Below are 17,753 nucleotides of genomic sequence, written 5' to 3'. Positions count from 1 at the left end.
GTTTGTTCTACATGGAAAATTGATTATCATGAATCCAATTAAAAAAGTGGGCATCGCAATTGCCCTTACAACAGCAATTCTTATGGGTGTAAATGCGCAAAGTGTATCTGGGGACTGGAAAGGGACCTTGTCGGTTCAGGGTGTGAGTCTCGACCTTATCTTCCATCTTGCGGAAGAAAACGGTATCTACTCGGGCTCCATGGATGTTCCCATGCAGGGTGCAACCGGAATTCCGGTAGACAAGGTGGAGACGGACGGAAAGTCGGTCAAGCTGGGCATATCGGTAGCGCAAATCGTCTTTAACGGCACGCTCCAGGGCGACAGTATCGTCGGAAACTACGAACAGGCCGGAATGACGTTGCCACTGACTCTGAAGAAGATCGAGAGCAGCCTGCCGGGCATCGCCGCGCTGGTCTCTTCAGAAGAGGAGCTACAGGCGTTGAAACTTTCCGATAAGGGAGAGTACAACTACAAGGTGGAAGACTATTTTACCAAACCCAAGGCCTCCTCCTTTCAGCTATCGCCAGACGGCAACTATCTGTCGTACATGGAGAAGGATGGACTGAAAAATCATGTCTACATCAAGGAGATCGCCACCGGTAAAGTTACCCGGGCCATCGAGGAGAAGAAGGAGCCTGTCAAAGGCTACGGTTGGGTAAACGACAACCGTCTGATCTACGTCATGGATAACGGGGGCAATGAAAACTACCATATTTATGCGGTCGATATCGACGGCAGCAACCAGATGGATCTGACTCCTTTCGAAGGGGTGAGGGCAATGATACTGAACGAGCTGAAAGACCAGAAAGATTACATCATCATCTCGATGAACAAGGATAACAGGCAGGTTTTCGAGCCATATAAACTGAATGTAAATACCGGTGCCCTCGAGAAGCTTTTCGAGAACGATGATCCGGCCAATCCGATCCAGGGATATGATTTCGACAAGGATGGCAACCTGCGCGGCTATACCCGGATGGTGAACGGCGTGGAGATGGAGTATTACTACAAGGACCTGCAGACGGGCAAGTTCAACCTGCTGAAGAGGATGAAATGGTACGACACTTTTACCGTTCTCAGTTTCAACTATGCCAGCAAGGATCCGGACGATGCCTATGTGATGACCAATCTTGATTCCGACAAGACGGAGATTGTACTTTACGACCTGAAACAGAACAAGAGTATCCGCAAGCTCTTTTCTAATCCCGACTACGATGTGGCCGGCATGAGGCTTTCACGGAAAAGGAACTACGAGATCGACTATTTTGCATACGAGGGGGAAAGATATGTGATCTTGCCCCAGAGCAACTTTTTCAGGGATTTTTCCAAAAAGATGGCTGCCGAGTTCAAGGATGTGGAGTATTACGTGACCGATTTCGACGACAATGAGACAAGGTTTCTGATTGTGGTCCAGAGCGACAAGGTGTATGGGAAATATTATGAGTACGATACCCGGACGGGCCGGTTCAGCCTGCTCTACGATCTGATGCCACAGCTCAACCCCAACGATATGGCGGAGATGAGACCAATCAGCTTCAAGAGCCGTGATGGCCTGACGTTACATGGTTATATCACCTTGCCAAAGGCTACCCTGGAAGGGGAAAAGGTCCCCTTGGTGGTCAATCCGCACGGAGGGCCGCAGGGAATTCGCGATTCGTGGGGATTCAATCCGGAGGCCCAGCTTTTTGCCAGCAGGGGATATGCCACCCTGCAGGTTAACTTCCGCATTTCGGGAGGTTATGGCAAGGAGTTCCTGAGGGCAGGTTTCAAGCAGATCGGACGGAAAGTGATGGAGGATGTGGAGGATGGAGTAAAGTACGTGATTGACCAGGGATGGGTTGATCCTGCCAAGGTGGCCATCTATGGCGGTAGCCACGGCGGTTATGCGACTCTGATGGGACTGGTGAAGAGCCCCGACCTCTATACCTGTGGCGTCGATTATGTAGGCATCTCCAATATTGAAACCTTTTTCGCCTCGTTTCCCGAGTACTGGAAACCGCTGACCGACATGGCCAAGGAGATATGGTACGACCTGGATAATCCCGAAGAGGCGAAGATAGCCAGGGAGGTTTCCCCGATCTATCAGATCGACAAGATCACCAGACCGGTCTTTGTGGTTCAGGGTGCGAACGATCCGAGGGTGAACATCAACGAGTCTGATCAGATTGTCACTGCATTGCGGGCAAAGGGGCTCTATGTTCCCTATATGGTGAAATACAACGAGGGGCATGGTTTCTACCGTGAGGAGAACCGGATGGATTTCTATAGCGCCATGATGGGCTTCCTGGCCAGGTATTTGAAATAGGGTGCAGCCTCTATCTTACTTATTGTTTGGGCTCTTCTTCGTTCGCATGGACCAGGAAGGGCCCGATTACTTTTTCAGGATTCCCTTCTCCACACTCTCGTTGATCAGTTTTTCAGCATACTCCCAGAGGGTAGCCGACCCCTCCCTGATCACCTTTTTTTTCTCATACACCTTCCGGTAATCCACATCGAACTCCACCCATGTTCCGCCATTGTTGGATACGTTCTGCAGCAAGGGTTCGAGCCGGTCTAGCGATCTGGCAAACTTAGCCTCGTTGCTGGCTCCCTCTTCAAACTCCTTCCAGAGCTCGATCAAATCGATGGCCTGTTCTACAGGTAGCAGTCCGAAAATACGTTCTGCAGCTGCCAGCTCCGCCTCGGTATTGGTGTGATTTTTTGTTGTATCGTAGATGAATATGTCGCCGGCGTCAATCTCCACGATATCGTGGATAAGGACCATTTTCAGCACCTTCAACAGGTCTACCGGCCTGTCGGCATGTCCGGCCAGTACCAGCGCCATCATGGCCAGATGCCAGCTATGTTCGGCATCGTTTTCCCGCCTGTCGCTGTTGAAGAGCTTTGTACGGCGCTGAATATACTTCAGCCTGTCGATCTCCTTTATGAAGCTGATCTGCCTTGAAAGGAGGGTAGTTGTGAATTGATTTTGATCTGTTCCTCTCTGCATATGGTTTGTTACTTGCATTGCCACTCGTCTTCTCGCTGTTTTACGACCTATCGACCGCTCGACAGCTTTTCTTTACAGGCATAGGGTTTCGCAGGAAGTATCCCCGCAAAACAGCTGTATATTCTCGTGGTCATTGTCTCATTTCTATTTATATTTGCACTGCCACTCGTTGAATGACAAGGGTACAACGAGCTGATGCGTGCGAAAGTTGGGTCAACTCTTTTTTTCGCTTTTTCGGGTTTTCCTCCAGATCTGATAGGAGTTCACCAGGTTCTGCCACAATACATAGAGTCCCGGACCGAGCGATGCCAACGGGTTCAGGTAGGTCTGGGTGAGCCAGATGGCCAGGATGGTGTTTTTTTGTCCCAATCCCTGTCCCCCGGCAATGATACGGTCGAACCGCCCGCCGATCTTTCTCCCTGTTCCGAACTGTAACAGGCAGACAATCAATGAGGAGATCCCTATAATGATCTCGATGGTGTGACTCTCGGCGTTTTGTGCGACAACGAAGTTGACCACGTTGCCGATAACGATTGTGAGGGCTGCAGCCCAAGTATAGAAGGAGAGAACTTGTGCCGAACGGACTTTCCGGTGGAAAGCGGGGGCGGTTCGCTTCAGAAAGAGCGCGACAAGAAGTGGTAGAACGATTACTGGAACCACTTTGCGGAAGATATACCAGAACGAAGTGAGAAACGGGACCTCACTGCCGGAATGGCCAATCAGCGACAGGTATAGAGGGGCGACGAAGGCCACGGAGATATTGCTGAACATGGAAAATGCGGCCACCGAAGCAATGTTACCCCCCAGGATGTTTGCAACCACCGGAGCGGAGGTGGCGGTAGGGGCCAGAATACAGATCATCACCGCCTGGGCGACTGTCTCGTTGAGCGGCCTGATGGCAAGATAGACCAACGCGCTTCCCAGATACTGAATGGCCAGCAATATATAGTGGAATCGGGTCAGCTGGATGTCTGCCCAGGAGATGCGACAATAGGTGATGAATAGCATCAGCGAAACCAGATAGGGGGTGAAGGGCGACAGGGTAGCCAGCTGATTGTGAAAGGCTATCCCGATTACCATCGCTATCGGGAGCAGATATTTCTCCAGGAAATGTTGCATAGGGGACTGTTTGATATTGCACTCACCATGCAGGATCTCCGGAACTTGTTTCCACCTGCATTGAATCTCTGAAGTTTAGTTATAGTAACTTCCCGGATCGACAGATCTCTCTGATTTTCGCAGTTTATCCTTCAGGCTTGTCTCCAGCTGCCACTGTTTCTTGTCAAGGACAAAGTTCCGGATAAAATGTTCAATCTCCGGCAGAAACTCCTTCATCGGATATTCAGATACCTCGTGACCGATCTCCTCCATCGTGTAGAACGCGTAGGGGTATCCCTGTTCCCTGAATCGTCCGGCCAGCGATTTTGAACCGAAGACCCCCAACCGGAAAAAGCGGGTTTTATTGTAGGGTACCAGCTTGTCTCCGCTCCCATGGAAGAAGAGGGTGGGAGCGGGCGTGGTCATGTAGGATGGGGTTCCCTCCTTACTGAATACGGAGCCGGCAAATGCTATCACGCCGGCATAACGGAAGCCTTCCGGCAGGACCTTTGCCGCCTCCCTACCGTTACAACGTTCGTAGTCGGCCTGCAATACCGTCATTGCACCGGCGCTTGAACCGCTGATAATGATCCTTGAAGGATCGATATGCAGCTCTTCGGCATGCTGAATCAGGTAACTGGTGGCGGAATAGAGATCATCTACGGCCATGGCAATGGCCTGCTGTAACGGTTTGTGGTTGAATATCCCGGGAGCCTTTTCCCCTTTCATCCCCAGCCGGTAATCGATCGAGACCACGGTGAAGCCTTTACCCGCAAAATAGCGGAAATAGTCATCATACTGCGGGGCATCGCGCCTCCCCTCCTTAAAGCCACCACCGAAAACGAAGATCAGGCAAGGCTGTGCCGTATCGCATGAGGAGCTGGAGAAGTAGATGTCCATGTTCAACTCCTGTTGATCCTTTACGGCGAAAAGCAGGGTCTCTTTCCCTATCTCTCCGGAATAGAGATAGAGTGGAACCAGGAGAAGGAGTATGAATGTGATTGCTTTATAGCGTTTCATTTTTCCAGAAATTCTTTTATCGCCTTGTAGGTCTCTTCTTTCGCCTTGTCGAAATCATCGTTCATGACAATCAGGTCGAACTGTGGGGCGAAACTGATCTCATATTCGGCTTTGGCGAGACGCCCCTCGATAATCTCGGGCGAGTCGGTTCCTCGCTTCTCCAATCTTTCTCGGAGTACCTGGATCGACGGCGGCATTACAAAAATGCTCAGTGCCCGGTCGCCATATATCCGCTTGACATTCAACCCTCCGATACAGTCGATATCGAAAACGACGTTCTTCCCTTCGGCGAGGATGCGATCGACCTCACTTTTCAGCGTTCCATAAAACTTGTCGGGATAAACCTCCTCGTACTCCAGAAAGTCGCCGTTTGCAATTCGTTCCTTGAATTCCCCGGGGGTGAGAAAGAAATACTCCACGCCGTTTTGTTCTTCACCACGGGGTTGACGGCTGGTAGCCGAGATAGAGAACTGCAGGTTCAGGTCCTGTGCCAGCATGTGCCGCACGATGGTGGATTTGCCTGCACCTGACGGTGCCGAGAAGATGATCAATTTTGACATAGTTACAATACGTTCAATATCTGTTCTTTTATCTGTTCCAGTTCATCCTTCATCCGGACCACGATCCGTTGCATGTCGCTATGATTTGATTTTGAGCCCAGCGTATTGATTTCGCGTCCCATCTCCTGCGCGATAAAGCCCAGCTTCTTCCCTTGCGACTTCTGCCCCTCCAATGTTTCGATGAAGTAATCGAGGTGATTGATCAGGCGGGCTTTCTCCTCGTTTACGTCAAGCTTCTCGATATAATAGATCAGCTCCTGTTCGAACCGGTTGACGTCGTACTCCTTGTTCTCGAGCGTGGCCAGTCCGTCGTAAATGCGCGACTTCACCTTCTCGATACGCTCATTTTCATATGGTTCAATCTCCTGCAACAGTTGCCGGATATTGGTCACCTTCTCAGTCAACAGGTTTTTGAGCATTTCTCCCTCTTGCGCCCTGAACCTGATCAGTTCGTCGACAGCCTTTTCCACGGCCTCCTCGATAGCCAGCCACTCCGTCTCGTCCAACTCTTCCACATCCTGTTTCATGACGTCCGGCATGCGTAACAAAATCTGGAACCAATCCTGCGGCACTCCGATCTGCAGTTCACCGGCCAATGTCGTTATCTCCTGATGATATTGTTTCAGCAGTGTATGATCGATAGTGGAGGATAGATCTTTTGAGATCCGCTCTACCGTAATGGAGAGATCGATCTTTCCCCTCTCTAGCTTTTTCGACAGGTAGTTCCGCAAACCAATCTCCTTTTCCCGATAGATGACGGGGATTCGCGTGAAGAGATCAAACTGTTTGCTATTCAGTGATTTGATCTCAATTGTCAGCTTCTTGTGCGGAAGTTCCGCAACGGCTTTTCCGTAGCCGGTCATTGAGTGTACCATTCCAATTTTTTTGCAAAGGTAGTTATATTCATCGGTTTTTGGGTGAAGCGTAATAAAAAAAGCCGCTCTTTGATGTGAGCGGCCCTTTCTCCTGTTTGTCGCGGTTATGCGTTGTTGCCATCCTCTTCGGTAGGTACAATAAGCTTGTATCCTTTACCGTGGATATTGATGATCTCGATGTTGGATTCCGGTTTCAGCAATTTGCGCAATTTGGTGATATAGACGTCCATGCTGCGCGCATTGAAATAGGTATCCTCCTCCCAAATCTGCTTCAATGCATGGTTCCGTTCCAGAATATCGTTGGCGTGCGAGCAGAGCAGCGACAACAGTTCAGACTCCTTGGTGGTGAGTTTGGTCTGTTCGTTGCCAATAGTCAGGATCTGCTTCTGTGTATCAAATGTCATGTTCCCGAATTTATAGATCTGCTGCTCTTTCGATTTTTTGCCCTTCACGCGACGGATGATGGCTTCGATACGAAGAACCAGCTCTTCCATACTGAACGGTTTGGTGATATAATCGTCTGCTCCTGCCTTGAAGCCTTCCAGTACATCGTCTTTCATGTTTTTGGCTGTCAGGAATATAACGGGAATCTCGGTGTTGATGCTCCTGATCTCCTTTACCAACGTGATGCCATCCTTTTTGGGCATCATTACGTCGACAATGCACAGGTCATACTTCGTTTTCACAAACCCTTTGAACCCGGCTTCTCCGTCGGGAAACAGGTCTGTTTCAAATCCTTTTGCCTGCAGATACTCTCTGAGTAGCATACCAAGATTTTCATCATCTTCGCATAAAAATAGTTTCAATTTCTCTTCCATATTATTTCTGTGTTATAACGGGTAAACTTATTAAAAATTTTGTTCCTTTGCCCAACTCGCTTTCAGCGCGAATTGATCCCCCCAAGTCTGTTACGATTTTTTTCACGTAAGCAAGTCCAAGTCCAAACCCTTTCACATCGTGAATGTTCCCGGTGGAAACGCGATAAAACCGGTCAAATATCTTTTTCACATCTTCTTTCTTGATTCCGATTCCGTTGTCTTCAACAGAAATGATGATCTTGTTCCCCTCGTTCCGGGTCCGGATCATCAATTTGGGCGGAACCTCCTCCTTCTTGTACTTCAACGCATTATCAAGCAGATTGAAAAGCACGTTGGTAAAGTGCATCTCATCAATATTTACTGTCGTATTCTCTGCCTGCAGATCGATATCGAGTTCACCGTTGAACTTCTCTACCTTCAGTATGTGGGTATTGGCCACATTGACAATGATGTCGTTTATATCTACCTCCTTGATCTTCAGTGTAGCTTTCTGCTTGTCAAACAGCGACATCTGCAATACTTTTTCAACCTGGAAACTCAACCGTTTTGTCTCGTCATTGATCACACCCGTCACATGCTTGAACACCTCCGGTGATTTTGTGATGGATTCGTCCTTCAGCATTTGTGAAGCCAGTGATATGGTGGATACGGGTGTTTTCAGTTCATGCGTCATGTTGTTGATAAAGTCGTTTTTCATTTCCGACAGCCTCTTTTGCCTGAAAAGGCTTACTATCGTGAAGATGAAAGTGAACAGCAGGATGAACGTGAAAATCATCGACGGCACGAAAAAGGTGAGCTCGCTGTACACATAGTCACGCTTCGTAGGGAAGTAGACTTTCAACGAATTGAGTCGCGATGGCGGATCGTTCGGAAAGAGAACCTGGGTATAAACCGATTTTTCGTCCCGCGACGAGAATCCTGGTGAAGCGTATACAACCCTGTTGTTGAAATCTACAACCTGAAAACTGTAAGGTACGTTTAACGCACTGTTCAGCAATTCAGCCCGGATATACTTGTCGAGATCGTAAAAGTTTATCCGCTCTTCAATTGGATCGTTGCTTGCCCTGTACAGGAGTTTCAGGATGACTTCATTCATCAGTGCCTGTTCGTACAGATACCGCTTCGAGAAGGATTGTTGCAGGTCGAACGACGTCTTGGAGATCGTATTCATGCCGTGTCTCGGTGAAAGGAATACTCCGCCACGTCCTATCCTGTCGACTGTGCTTCGGTTCTGGATGAACTCTTCAATCTTGGTCTCGCTTCCATCGGGATTGGTAATGCTTGTCTGTGACTGTTCTGTAACGATGGTGGTGGAAGATCCGGATCGCTTGTACTGGGAGTATCTGCTTTCAGATTCCAGCATATCCTCCTCAAGGTAGCGCCGGGTCTGCTCCTGTTCCAGATCTCTCGATACATTGATCAGGCTTCGTTTCACCATTTCGTCAAACTGCTGTTCTCTCACCGACATGCTCGTCTTCATGTATCTTAACTGAAGAAAGAGCAGCGAGAAGAAAGCAACAAACATAACCACCGCAAGCAACCAGATAGTCGACTTTTTCATACTTTTGCTTTACCTGTCTCCGTTTTAGTTGACAAAATTAAAAATTTTAAAGATCGTTTTATATTATCAATTTAACAAATAAACCGCTTTTTTGTTTAACATATCCCCTTAAAATTATAAAAAAATCAAAAATAGCCAAGGCTACAACATTATTTAAGAGAATGGCGAGGCGATAAGATGGTTTTTTAGGAAAATTTGCGTTGCCGATGAGTTGTTTAGGGTTGCCCGGGACCGATTGTCAACAAAAAACCCGATAGGTCGGTATCGGGTTTTCAATGCTGTTATCAGTTCGAATCAGGCGTTCTCCCTGTTCTGCTTCTGTATCTCCTCCGCTTTTATCCTTTTCTCTTCGATATCGCGTTGATTGGCAATTTTCAGTAATTTCCGCGCCTCTACAAAATTTGAGTAGAGCAGAAAAGCTGTGGCAAACGTGGTGAGATAATATATCGAGTGGGGGATAAACACCTCCAGCGTGATGATTGCTCCCAGGATAATGCGTACTTCGGTGGGGCCGAATATGCCGGAATCGATAGAGTATTGTCCACCCACCTTATACCTTAACTGTGCCGTGATCATCTGCCATCCGTACAAGACGACAAATAGAAAGCCAAGGTATTTCCAGGCACCTTCCGCATAAATCATATAGGCGAGTCCTATCAATATGGTCCCGACCCAGTCGACCGTGATATCCAGCGAAAAGCCGTACCATTTGCGTGGATTGTTGCGGTAATAGGCAATTCTGCCGTCTAGCGAGTCACCAAACCAGTTGATGATGAAGCCGGCAATGGTCATGAGTAGCCAGTAGCGACTGAAAAAGGCCCCCATCACAATGCTCGACGCAACCAAGACGTTTCCAAAGAATCCGATGGCTGTCAGCCCATCTGAATTGATCCACGACGGAATTTTCTGAACCAGGTATGCTATTAACTTCTGCTCGGAGTTTTTCAATATGTTGGTCCTCTTTCGGTCTTTCGCTATGATATTTAGCGTTTTAACCATTCGTTCTTTTGTCTCTTTTTTCATTTCCGTAGATTTTCCGTGCGGAATTCTATTCCTGCAAACTTATATCGTATTGCAAATTTAGCTTTTAAAACGGATGATGCGAATTTGTAAGGGAGATTTTATGTTTAAAAAAAGTTAACAATTTTTATGAAAGGCAAAAAATGCGCCGATAGGGCGCATTTTCAAAGAAGTATACAGTGAATCTGTTATTCTGCTTGCGGTTCTACAGCCTCTGTTTCAGTTGCTTCCGGGGTCTCTTCAGTTACCGGATTGTTGGCGGCTTCAGCTTCGGCTTTTTTCTTTGCCAACGCTTCAGCTTTGGCTTTGTTCACCTCTTTTTCAGCTTCCAGGCGTGCTTTTTCAGCTGCCAGTCTAGCTTCTTCATCCTGTTTTTTCAACTTTTGAGTGGTCTGTAACTTGGAGTTTTTCCATGCTTCGAACCTCTTTTCAGCTTCAGCTTCATCGAAAGCTCCCTTAGCCACACCTCCCAAAAGGTGCTTTTTCATCAATACCCCTTCGCTGGACAAAATATTACGAACGGTGTCTGTGGGTTGTGCTCCCACTTGCAGCCAATACAAAGCTCTGTCGAAGTCTAAAGTGATAGTAGCAGGATTTGTGTTCGGATTATAAGATCCGATCCTTTCAATGTACTTTCCATCACGTGGAGCTCTGCTATCTGCAACGATAATCTGGTAAAAGGCGTAATTTTTACGGCCTCTTCTTTGTAAACGCAGTTTTGTTGCCATTTAGTAGTCTTTGTTAAAGTTATTAATTTCAGTCAATGAATCAAAACTCTTCCTGAAAGTTAGAGTTTTGCGGATCACCTTGGTAATCAATGATTTGCAAATCAAAAACTAGATTACTCGACAGAATAGGCTATTTTCGACTTACTGCAAGTTTGACCCTCTCTCATTTTGCGACTGCAAAGATAGTCGATTTTCAGATAATTACAATAAAAAGGGTAAACTATTTTTATAATCCTCCACTCGAGTGTGAGAGAACCGGTCGATAAACCGTCCATTTCACGGTAGTTAGTTGTCTAGCCTACAGAAGACCAGAACCATATGGCCGGATTTCTCACCGGCAGGCTGCGGATCACCTCGTCGTTTTTGGGGAAATGGTCGAACCCTTTCCATACCTCGAGGTACTCCTCTCTCTTCAGGCCGATGGTGCCGAAGAGTAGGAAAGGTTGTGCCACTATTTTTCCCGTCGGCGGTGGTATAGTTCCAGAGGTTATCCTCTTCGGTGGTTAGCATCTGGCAGATCGTGGCCATCAGTAATCCCCTATTCATTCTCCTGGCGGCCCGGCGTGCAGGATCCCAAAAGCAGGAGGAGAGAGGACGCAAACAGTATCAAGCCTTGGATTCTCATTGTCTATTGTATCTTTGTGATGAATTCAGTTTGAAACTACCCCTTTTCAGGTATATTGACGATTTGGCTGCTCTTATTTCGCCAATCTCAATATGGTGTAGGCGCCTCTTGTTACTACTACAAACACTGTTGCCCCGACAATCAAATCGGGCAGGCTTGAATTGAGCCAATTCACCAAAAGCCCGGCCACAATCACTCCCGAATTGACAACGACATCGTTTGAAGTGAAAATCATGCTCGCCTGCATGTGCGACTCTTTACTCCTCTCTCTTTGCAGCAGGTAGAGGCAGAGTATGTTTGCCATCAATGCCAGAGTCGAGACGATAATCATCGTTTTAAAGTCGGGCATCCGTTCAAAGCCTAAAAAGCGCCTGATCACCTCGATAAAACCGATAACCGCCAATATGATCTGGAAGTAACCTGCAAACCTGGCAATCTCATTTTTTCTGGCAACCGTCCCTCCAACAGCAAAGAGTGCCAATGCGTAGACGATGCTGTCGGCAAGCATGTCGAGGCTGTCTGCTACCAGCCCCATCGAATTGGAGAGTATGCCCGACAATATTTCCACTCCAAAGAAAACCAGGTTGATCGTCAATACGGCCCAAAGCAACCTCCTTTGGTTGCTGTTGCCCTCTCTCTTAACCATGGTGTCGGCCTCAACGGTTGAAATCAGCGTGGTATTCAGGTTCAGTGTCTCCAGGGCCAATAGGATCGATTCTGCTTCGCCATCATGATAGATGGTCACTCTCCTGTCTGGAATATCAAACTCCAATGACTTTACAGCATTGAAGTTTTGCAATTTCATGCGAATCAGCTGCTCCTCACTCGGGCAGTCCATTTTAGAGACATTTATTGTTGTAATCTTCATCATCAATCAAGTTTACTCAATTTTTCGTATCTATCGGTTATCATCTCCGGTGCGCCGACAACGATTACCCTTCCCATTCGGCAGGCAAGCGGCAGAGGGGACGCAACATGCAAAAATAGTCAAAATAGTGATTGAATATCATAAGCTTATTCCATATTGATGCTTCAGCTCAGCCATGACAAAGGTGCTTTCGAGTGATCCCAGACTCTCGATGGTTCCCAATACATTGAGGATAAACTCCTGGTAATACTTCATATTGGGGGCATGAATCTTCAGGAGGTAGTCGTAGCTTCCCGATATGTTATAACATTCGGTGACTTCGGGAATCTCCTGGACAATCCGTGAAAAATCTGCCGCGATATCCCTATTGAGACGGCGAAGCTTTACCCTGCAGAACACGATAAATCCCTGGTTGAGCTTTTCGGCATCCAGCACGGCAATATATTTCTTGATGTACCCTCCCGCTTCCAGCCGTTTGAGCCTTTCGAAAACAGGGGTGGAGGAGAGGTTGACCCTGGCGGCCAGCTCTTTGGTGGTCAAACGGGCATTCTCCTGCAATGTGCGGAGTATCATCAAATCTACTTTATCCAACTTGTCGAAAGTACCCATAGAATAATATTCTTTTAGATGCTGTTTTACATATATGAAATAGTGATTATATTCTATACTAAAGTGCAAATATAGTAATATATTCCAAATATTTTAAACACATTGTTTGATAATTCTGCACATTCTATCTTTGTTGGAAAATTATAAATTAATTAATCATTTAATATTTGGTTTATGGCAAGAGAAAAGTTACATTTCGAGACTTTACAGGTTCACGTGGGACAGGAACAACCAGATCCGGCAACGGATGCCCGTGCAGTACCTATTTATCAGACCGCCTCTTATGTATTTCATAATGCAGCCCATGCAGCGGCCCGTTTCAGCCTGCAGGATGCAGGAAACATCTATGGACGTCTTACCAACTCCACACAGGGGGTATTTGAACAACGCATAGCCGCCCTTGAGGGAGGTGTGGCGGGATTGGCCGTCGCTTCAGGTGCTGCCGCCGTCACCTATGCGTTCGAGAATATCACCCGCGCAGGCGATCATATTGTTTCCGCCAAGACCATATATGGCGGGAGTTATAACCTGCTTGCACATACTCTCCCCAATTACGGTGTGACAACCACTTTTGTCGATCCGTCAGATCTGTCGAACTTCGAGAAGGCTATCCGTGAGAATACGAAGGCTCTCTTCATTGAGACATTGGGCAATCCCCATTCAAATATCATCGATATTGAGGCTCTATCTGAAATTGCCCACCGGCATAAGATACCTTTAATTGTAGACAATACTTTCGGTACGCCCTATCTTATACGCCCCATTGAACATGGTGCCGACATCGTGGTACACTCTGCTACAAAATTTATCGGGGGACATGGTTCATCGCTGGGAGGTGTAATTGTTGATTCCGGGAAGTTCGACTGGGTAGCATCCGGAAAATTTCCACAACTGACCGAACCCGAACCCAGCTATCATGGAGTACGCTTTACTGATGTTGCCGGAGCGGCGGCCTACATTATCCGTATCCGTGCCACGCTGTTGCGCGACACCGGAGCGGCCATCAGTCCCTTCAACGCCTTTATCCTGTTACAGGGTCTCGAAACCCTCTCATTGCGTATAGAACGCCATGTGGAGAATGCATTGAAAGTAGTAGCCTTCCTGAATAACCATCCGAAGGTAAAACGGGTGAACCATCCATCACTTCCCGACCATCCCGACCATCAACTGTATCAACGCTATTTTCCAAGAGGTGCAGGTTCCATCTTTACCTTCGATGTCAATGGGGGACAGGAAGAGGCGTTCCGTTTTATCGACAGCCTGGAGATCTTCTCATTGCTGGCCAATGTGGCAGATGTGAAGTCGTTGGTTATTCATCCGGCAAGCACCACTCACTCGCAACTCAGCGCAACCGAACTGGCAGAGCAGGAGATCTATCCGGGCACCGTACGTCTCTCAATCGGAACAGAGCATATCGATGACCTGATTGCCGATCTGAGCCAGGCCCTGGATAAGATTTAGCTGCGATTGACCACTCTTGTATATCACCTGATTCCTGACCTGAATTATTAATCTCTTAGCCTCTCTTGGTACAGGGGAGGATAGGATGAATCAAGGATTCTTGTCAAGAATCGGGTGATTTTTTCTGTTTTTCACGCTGACTTTCTTATAAATCGCTAAATTTGTGCCAGTGTGGTGTTTCGTATCATTGAGATTGTTTGCAAACACCCCGAATCCATAATAGATTACAACTTTCCGACTTTGCGAGAAACGATATTCCGGACTCTTTCTGCCGGTACGGTCATAGTTGGGCAAGAATGAATAGGTAACCATAAAAAACATATACACGATGGAAACTAGAAAAATTGTCAACCTGTTATCCGCAATAGTTCTTTGCCTAATTATCGCTCTTTTTTCAGGATGTGAAAAGCAACAGATTCACAGCTTTCGAGATATCGAGAAGAACTTTCCGTATCCCGATAACTCATTCCGGTCTGCGCCGTTGCTGGTTTTCAACGAAGTGGTTACCAACGCAGAAATCGACAGAATGGTAGCAGATTTGCACAATAAAGGATTTGGTGGCTTTTTTATTCATCCTCGTCCCGGACTTGTTACCGAATATCTATCGGAGGAGTGGTTGTCGCTATATCAACATGCAACGGAGGTAGCCCGGCAATACGGCATCTCTGTCTGGATCTACGATGAGAACTCCTATCCCAGTGGCTTTGCCGGGGGACATGTCCCAGCCGACTATCCCGACTCTTTTAATCAGGGGCAGGGGCTTGAGCTGGAAAGAGCCACACAACTGCCGGAAGATATCGGTTCGGTCTTTCTCTGTTTGCTGCGGGAAAATGATTCCTGGAAGGATATCACAGAAGAGATGACGGAGTATGCAGGAGAAACGGGAGATTTCTATCTCTATCGAAAAACCTATTATGAAAAGGGCGACTGGTATGGAGGTTTTTCCTATGTCGATCTGCTTCTGCCGGGTGTGACGGAGAAATTCATTGAAACCACGATGAGGGGGTATGAGAAGCAAGTTGGCAACCAGTTCGGGAAGACCATACCGGGAATTTTTACAGATGAGCCCAATATCGTCACATCGGGAGGCCTCCGATGGACACCCGATCTGTTTGAGCAGTTCGAAAAGAGGTGGGGATACGATCTGAAACTGTTTCTACCTCTGCTGAGTGAAGAGACGGGTGAGTGGAAGAGGGTCCGCTATCATTACATGGAGACACTGCTACAGCTCTTTATCGACCGATGGGCCAAGCCCTGGCATGCATACACGGAGAAGAACAATCTGATATGGACCGGCCATTACTGGGAGCATGGATGGCCCAACATGAACGACGGGCCCGACAACATGGCAATGTATGCATGGCACCAGATGCCGGGCATCGATATGCTTTTCAATCAGTTCAACGAGCAATCGCCCCAGGCGCAGTTCGGAAATATACGGGCCGTGAAAGAACTGCGCAGTGTAGCCAACCAGATGGGTTACAAACGCACGCTCAGCGAGACATACGGCGGTGGCGGATGGGAGGTTACCTTCAAGGACCTGAAACGGTTGGGCGACTGGGAATATGTGCTGGGGGTAAACTACATGAACCAGCATCTGTCGCACCAGACGCTGACAGGTGCCCGTAAATATGATTATCCTCCTGTATTCACCTACCACTCACCTTGGTGGAGCAACTATAAGGTGTTGAACGATTATTTTGCCAGACTCTCCTATCTGCTGAGTGAGGGGAGTCAGGAGAATTGCATTGCCGTAATTGAGCCCAATTCCACCCTTTGGAGCTATTATTCCCACACAAAAAGTAATCCCCGTCTGATACAAATTGGTGAAAGCTTTCAGGCCTTCATCACCGCGCTCGAGAAGAGTCAGGTTGAATATGATCTCGCCTCCGAGAATATCATCAAAGATCAAGGCAAGATTGTCAAGGGGAAATTTGTGATTGGAAAAGCAGGCTATTCCACCATAATAGTGCCACCACACACCGAAAATATCAGTCGGCATACCTTCTTCTTATTGCAACAGTTCCTGTCAGAGGGAGGAAGATTGATCTGCTTCTCAGAGCCGGAAAACGTCGATGGAGAAAAAAGAGCAGAGCTTATAGGCCTGATAAGATCTGAAAAGGTAAACCGGGAAGAGCGCCTGACCAGTGAGTTAATTGAGAAGCTGAAAGGGGAGAATGTGGTCCGTATCAGTCACGAGAACGGGAATCTGTATCACCAGCGCAGAAGGTATGCAGATGGGGAGCTCATCTTCCTGGTCAATTCGTCGATGGATGAAAAAACATCTGTACAGCTCGCCTATCCTGAAGGAAACGCACTCTATGAACTGGATGCGCTCACCGGTAAGATCTACACCTATCCTGCCAATGGCAAGGGGAGTGTCACCTTTGAAGTGGAGCCGGCTGGAAGCCTGTTGCTTTTCATAGGAAAAGGGAGCGAGAAATTCCCCGCAAGAGAGTTGCAGCAGTCTGCGACAACCTTGCCCTCACTCAACAGGACAACCATGAAGCGAACAAGGGAAAATGTTTTGCCCGTCGACTTTTGCGACTTGCACCTGCAAAATGAGACATTCAGACAGATCCACGTGTCGGAAGCCTCAGACAGGGCATTCAAGGCACACGGATTTAGAGCGGGCAACCCCTGGAACACATCTGTGCAATACCGGCGAAACATAGTAGATAGAGACACTTTCAAGTCGGGAGGGTATACCGCCAAATACCATTTCAGGATTGATCAAACGGTCGATTACTCTGCCTTCCGACTGGTAGCCGAACGTCCCTGCCTCTTCACGGTCAGGGTGAATGGAGTAGAAGCAGAAACCCTTGACGGCGAGTGGTGGCTCGATAGATCGTTTGGCGTCTATCCTGCAGGCAGTTTGTTGAAGCACGGGGAGAACGTGGTTGAACTGAGCCTGAGTCCGATGAAACTTCTGGCAGAGATAGAGCCTGTTTATATCCTGGGTGATTTTGGCGTGATCCCCGAAGGGATTGGGTGGAGTATCACTGCTCCCGTCCAGGAGTTGCAGTTGGGGAGCTGGAAAAGCCAACGGATGCCTTTCTACTCATGGGAGGTTCAATACAGCAAGGATTACCAGTTGGATGAAGTTGGTGGAAGCTATATGGTTCAACTTGGTAAGTGGAACGGTACTGTGGCGGAGGTCTATGTGAATGGTGAAAAAGCAGGCATCATCGGGTTTGATCCCTTCCGTTTGGATATCACCTCCCATCTGCAACCCGGGAAAAACAAGGTGGCTGTACGGGTAGTCGGCAGCCACAAGAACCTGTTGGGTCCTCACTACAATAGTCCCGAAAAAGGGTTCGTCTCTCCCTGGCACTGGAAAGGGATCAAGAAGCCAATTCCTGGCGAAGCGTATCAGTTGATCGACTACGGACTCTTCGACGATTTTGAGTTGTTGAAATATTCGCGGTAAAACTCGAGGGGGATGATATCGGGTTGACCGATCAATTTTGTCCGAAAGCGTAAATGCGTAGAAAATAAAAAAGCGGCTTACTTTCGTGAGT

General features: G+C 47.7%; 15 protein-coding genes. 3 read left to right on the top strand and 12 right to left on the bottom strand.

Features of this window, described 5'->3' with window-relative positions:
• The first annotated feature begins 28 nt into the window (after positions 1-28).
• The gene (locus tag ING2E5A_RS08935; RefSeq protein ID WP_231960366.1) at positions 29-2,305 is read left to right on the top strand and encodes a S9 family peptidase; all 2,277 of its coding nucleotides are present in this window, start codon (positions 29-31) and stop codon (positions 2,303-2,305) included.
• Positions 2,306-2,371: 66 nt separating this feature from the next.
• Here ING2E5A_RS08935 and ING2E5A_RS08930 read toward each other — a convergent pair whose 3' ends face one another.
• The 12 genes from ING2E5A_RS08930 to ING2E5A_RS08880 form a co-directional block, all read right to left on the bottom strand.
• Positions 2,372-2,989 (bottom strand): HD domain-containing protein, encoded by a 618-nt coding sequence (locus ING2E5A_RS08930; protein WP_071137110.1) that lies wholly within the window; start codon positions 2,987-2,989, stop codon positions 2,372-2,374.
• A 213-nt stretch (positions 2,990-3,202) separates the two neighbouring features.
• Entirely contained in the window at positions 3,203-4,108 is a 906-nt protein-coding gene (locus ING2E5A_RS08925; RefSeq protein WP_071137109.1) for a bile acid:sodium symporter family protein, read from the bottom strand.
• Between the two features lie 75 nt (positions 4,109-4,183).
• Positions 4,184-5,107 (bottom strand): alpha/beta hydrolase, encoded by a 924-nt coding sequence (locus tag ING2E5A_RS08920; RefSeq protein ID WP_071137108.1) that lies wholly within the window; start codon positions 5,105-5,107, stop codon positions 4,184-4,186.
• Positions 5,104-5,667 carry a guanylate kinase gene (gmk, locus tag ING2E5A_RS08915; protein ID WP_071137107.1) on the bottom strand — a complete coding sequence of 188 codons (564 nt, stop codon included), beginning with the start codon at positions 5,665-5,667 and terminating at the stop codon, positions 5,104-5,106. Before gmk ends, ING2E5A_RS08920 begins: the two co-directional genes overlap by 4 nt.
• 2 nt (positions 5,668-5,669) lie before the next feature.
• Positions 5,670-6,542 carry a YicC/YloC family endoribonuclease gene (locus ING2E5A_RS08910; protein ID WP_071137106.1) on the bottom strand — a complete coding sequence of 291 codons (873 nt, stop codon included), beginning with the start codon at positions 6,540-6,542 and terminating at the stop codon, positions 5,670-5,672.
• 104 nt (positions 6,543-6,646) lie between these two features.
• The gene (gene rprY / locus ING2E5A_RS08905; protein WP_071137105.1) at positions 6,647-7,360 is read right to left on the bottom strand and encodes a response regulator transcription factor RprY; all 714 of its coding nucleotides are present in this window, start codon (positions 7,358-7,360) and stop codon (positions 6,647-6,649) included.
• 1 nt (position 7,361) lies between these two features.
• Complete coding sequence (locus tag ING2E5A_RS08900) at positions 7,362-8,921, bottom strand: sensor histidine kinase (RefSeq protein WP_071137104.1); 1,560 nt, start codon at positions 8,919-8,921, stop codon at positions 7,362-7,364.
• A 294-nt stretch (positions 8,922-9,215) separates the two neighbouring features.
• Positions 9,216-9,944: a CDP-alcohol phosphatidyltransferase family protein gene (locus ING2E5A_RS08895; protein WP_231960365.1), complete on the bottom strand. Its 729-nt coding sequence runs from the start codon at positions 9,942-9,944 to the stop codon at positions 9,216-9,218.
• A gap of 185 nt (positions 9,945-10,129) precedes the next feature.
• Positions 10,130-10,669 carry a 30S ribosomal protein S16 gene (locus ING2E5A_RS08890; RefSeq protein WP_071137103.1) on the bottom strand — a complete coding sequence of 180 codons (540 nt, stop codon included), beginning with the start codon at positions 10,667-10,669 and terminating at the stop codon, positions 10,130-10,132.
• A gap of 293 nt (positions 10,670-10,962) precedes the next feature.
• Positions 10,963-11,121: a hypothetical protein gene (locus tag ING2E5A_RS15340; RefSeq protein ID WP_154670066.1), complete on the bottom strand. Its 159-nt coding sequence runs from the start codon at positions 11,119-11,121 to the stop codon at positions 10,963-10,965.
• A gap of 246 nt (positions 11,122-11,367) precedes the next feature.
• Positions 11,368-12,132 (bottom strand): cation transporter, encoded by a 765-nt coding sequence (locus ING2E5A_RS08885; RefSeq protein WP_231960364.1) that lies wholly within the window; start codon positions 12,130-12,132, stop codon positions 11,368-11,370.
• Positions 12,133-12,300: 168 nt separating this feature from the next.
• The gene (locus tag ING2E5A_RS08880; protein WP_071137102.1) at positions 12,301-12,771 is read right to left on the bottom strand and encodes an Lrp/AsnC family transcriptional regulator; all 471 of its coding nucleotides are present in this window, start codon (positions 12,769-12,771) and stop codon (positions 12,301-12,303) included.
• A 174-nt stretch (positions 12,772-12,945) separates the two neighbouring features.
• On the opposite strand from ING2E5A_RS08880, the gene ING2E5A_RS08875 reads away from it, so the two are divergent.
• Positions 12,946-14,232: an O-acetylhomoserine aminocarboxypropyltransferase/cysteine synthase family protein gene (locus tag ING2E5A_RS08875; RefSeq protein WP_071137101.1), complete on the top strand. Its 1,287-nt coding sequence runs from the start codon at positions 12,946-12,948 to the stop codon at positions 14,230-14,232.
• Positions 14,233-14,560: 328 nt separating this feature from the next.
• Positions 14,561-17,662: a glycosyl hydrolase gene (locus ING2E5A_RS08865; RefSeq protein ID WP_071137099.1), complete on the top strand. Its 3,102-nt coding sequence runs from the start codon at positions 14,561-14,563 to the stop codon at positions 17,660-17,662.
• Positions 17,663-17,753 lie beyond the last annotated feature (91 nt).

The sequence above is a fragment of the Petrimonas mucosa genome (genome assembly GCF_900095795.1).
Classification (GTDB): Bacteria; Bacteroidota; Bacteroidia; order Bacteroidales; family Dysgonomonadaceae; genus Petrimonas; species Petrimonas mucosa.
This window is presented reverse-complemented; position numbering and strand designations above follow the sequence as displayed.

Excerpts from the sequence above, each read along its gene's own strand:
- gmk (WP_071137107.1), bottom strand. The coding sequence starts at position 5,667 with ATGTCAAAATTGATCATCTTCTCGGCACCGTCAGGTGCAGGCAAATCC.
- rprY (WP_071137105.1), bottom strand. The coding sequence starts at position 7,360 with ATGGAAGAGAAATTGAAACTATTTTTATGCGAAGATGATGAAAATCTT.
- ING2E5A_RS08900 (WP_071137104.1), bottom strand. The coding sequence starts at position 8,921 with ATGAAAAAGTCGACTATCTGGTTGCTTGCGGTGGTTATGTTTGTTGCT.
- ING2E5A_RS08930 (WP_071137110.1), bottom strand. The coding sequence starts at position 2,989 with ATGCAGAGAGGAACAGATCAAAATCAATTCACAACTACCCTCCTTTCA.
- ING2E5A_RS08895 (WP_231960365.1), bottom strand. The coding sequence starts at position 9,944 with ATGAAAAAAGAGACAAAAGAACGAATGGTTAAAACGCTAAATATCATA.
- ING2E5A_RS08935 (WP_231960366.1), top strand. The coding sequence starts at position 29 with ATGAATCCAATTAAAAAAGTGGGCATCGCAATTGCCCTTACAACAGCA.
- ING2E5A_RS08890 (WP_071137103.1), bottom strand. The coding sequence starts at position 10,669 with ATGGCAACAAAACTGCGTTTACAAAGAAGAGGCCGTAAAAATTACGCC.
- ING2E5A_RS08875 (WP_071137101.1), top strand. The coding sequence starts at position 12,946 with ATGGCAAGAGAAAAGTTACATTTCGAGACTTTACAGGTTCACGTGGGA.
- ING2E5A_RS08910 (WP_071137106.1), bottom strand. The coding sequence starts at position 6,542 with ATGGTACACTCAATGACCGGCTACGGAAAAGCCGTTGCGGAACTTCCG.
- ING2E5A_RS08865 (WP_071137099.1), top strand. The coding sequence starts at position 14,561 with ATGGAAACTAGAAAAATTGTCAACCTGTTATCCGCAATAGTTCTTTGC.
- ING2E5A_RS08920 (WP_071137108.1), bottom strand. The coding sequence starts at position 5,107 with ATGAAACGCTATAAAGCAATCACATTCATACTCCTTCTCCTGGTTCCA.
- ING2E5A_RS08885 (WP_231960364.1), bottom strand. The coding sequence starts at position 12,132 with ATGGACTGCCCGAGTGAGGAGCAGCTGATTCGCATGAAATTGCAAAAC.
- ING2E5A_RS08925 (WP_071137109.1), bottom strand. The coding sequence starts at position 4,108 with ATGCAACATTTCCTGGAGAAATATCTGCTCCCGATAGCGATGGTAATC.
- ING2E5A_RS08880 (WP_071137102.1), bottom strand. The coding sequence starts at position 12,771 with ATGGGTACTTTCGACAAGTTGGATAAAGTAGATTTGATGATACTCCGC.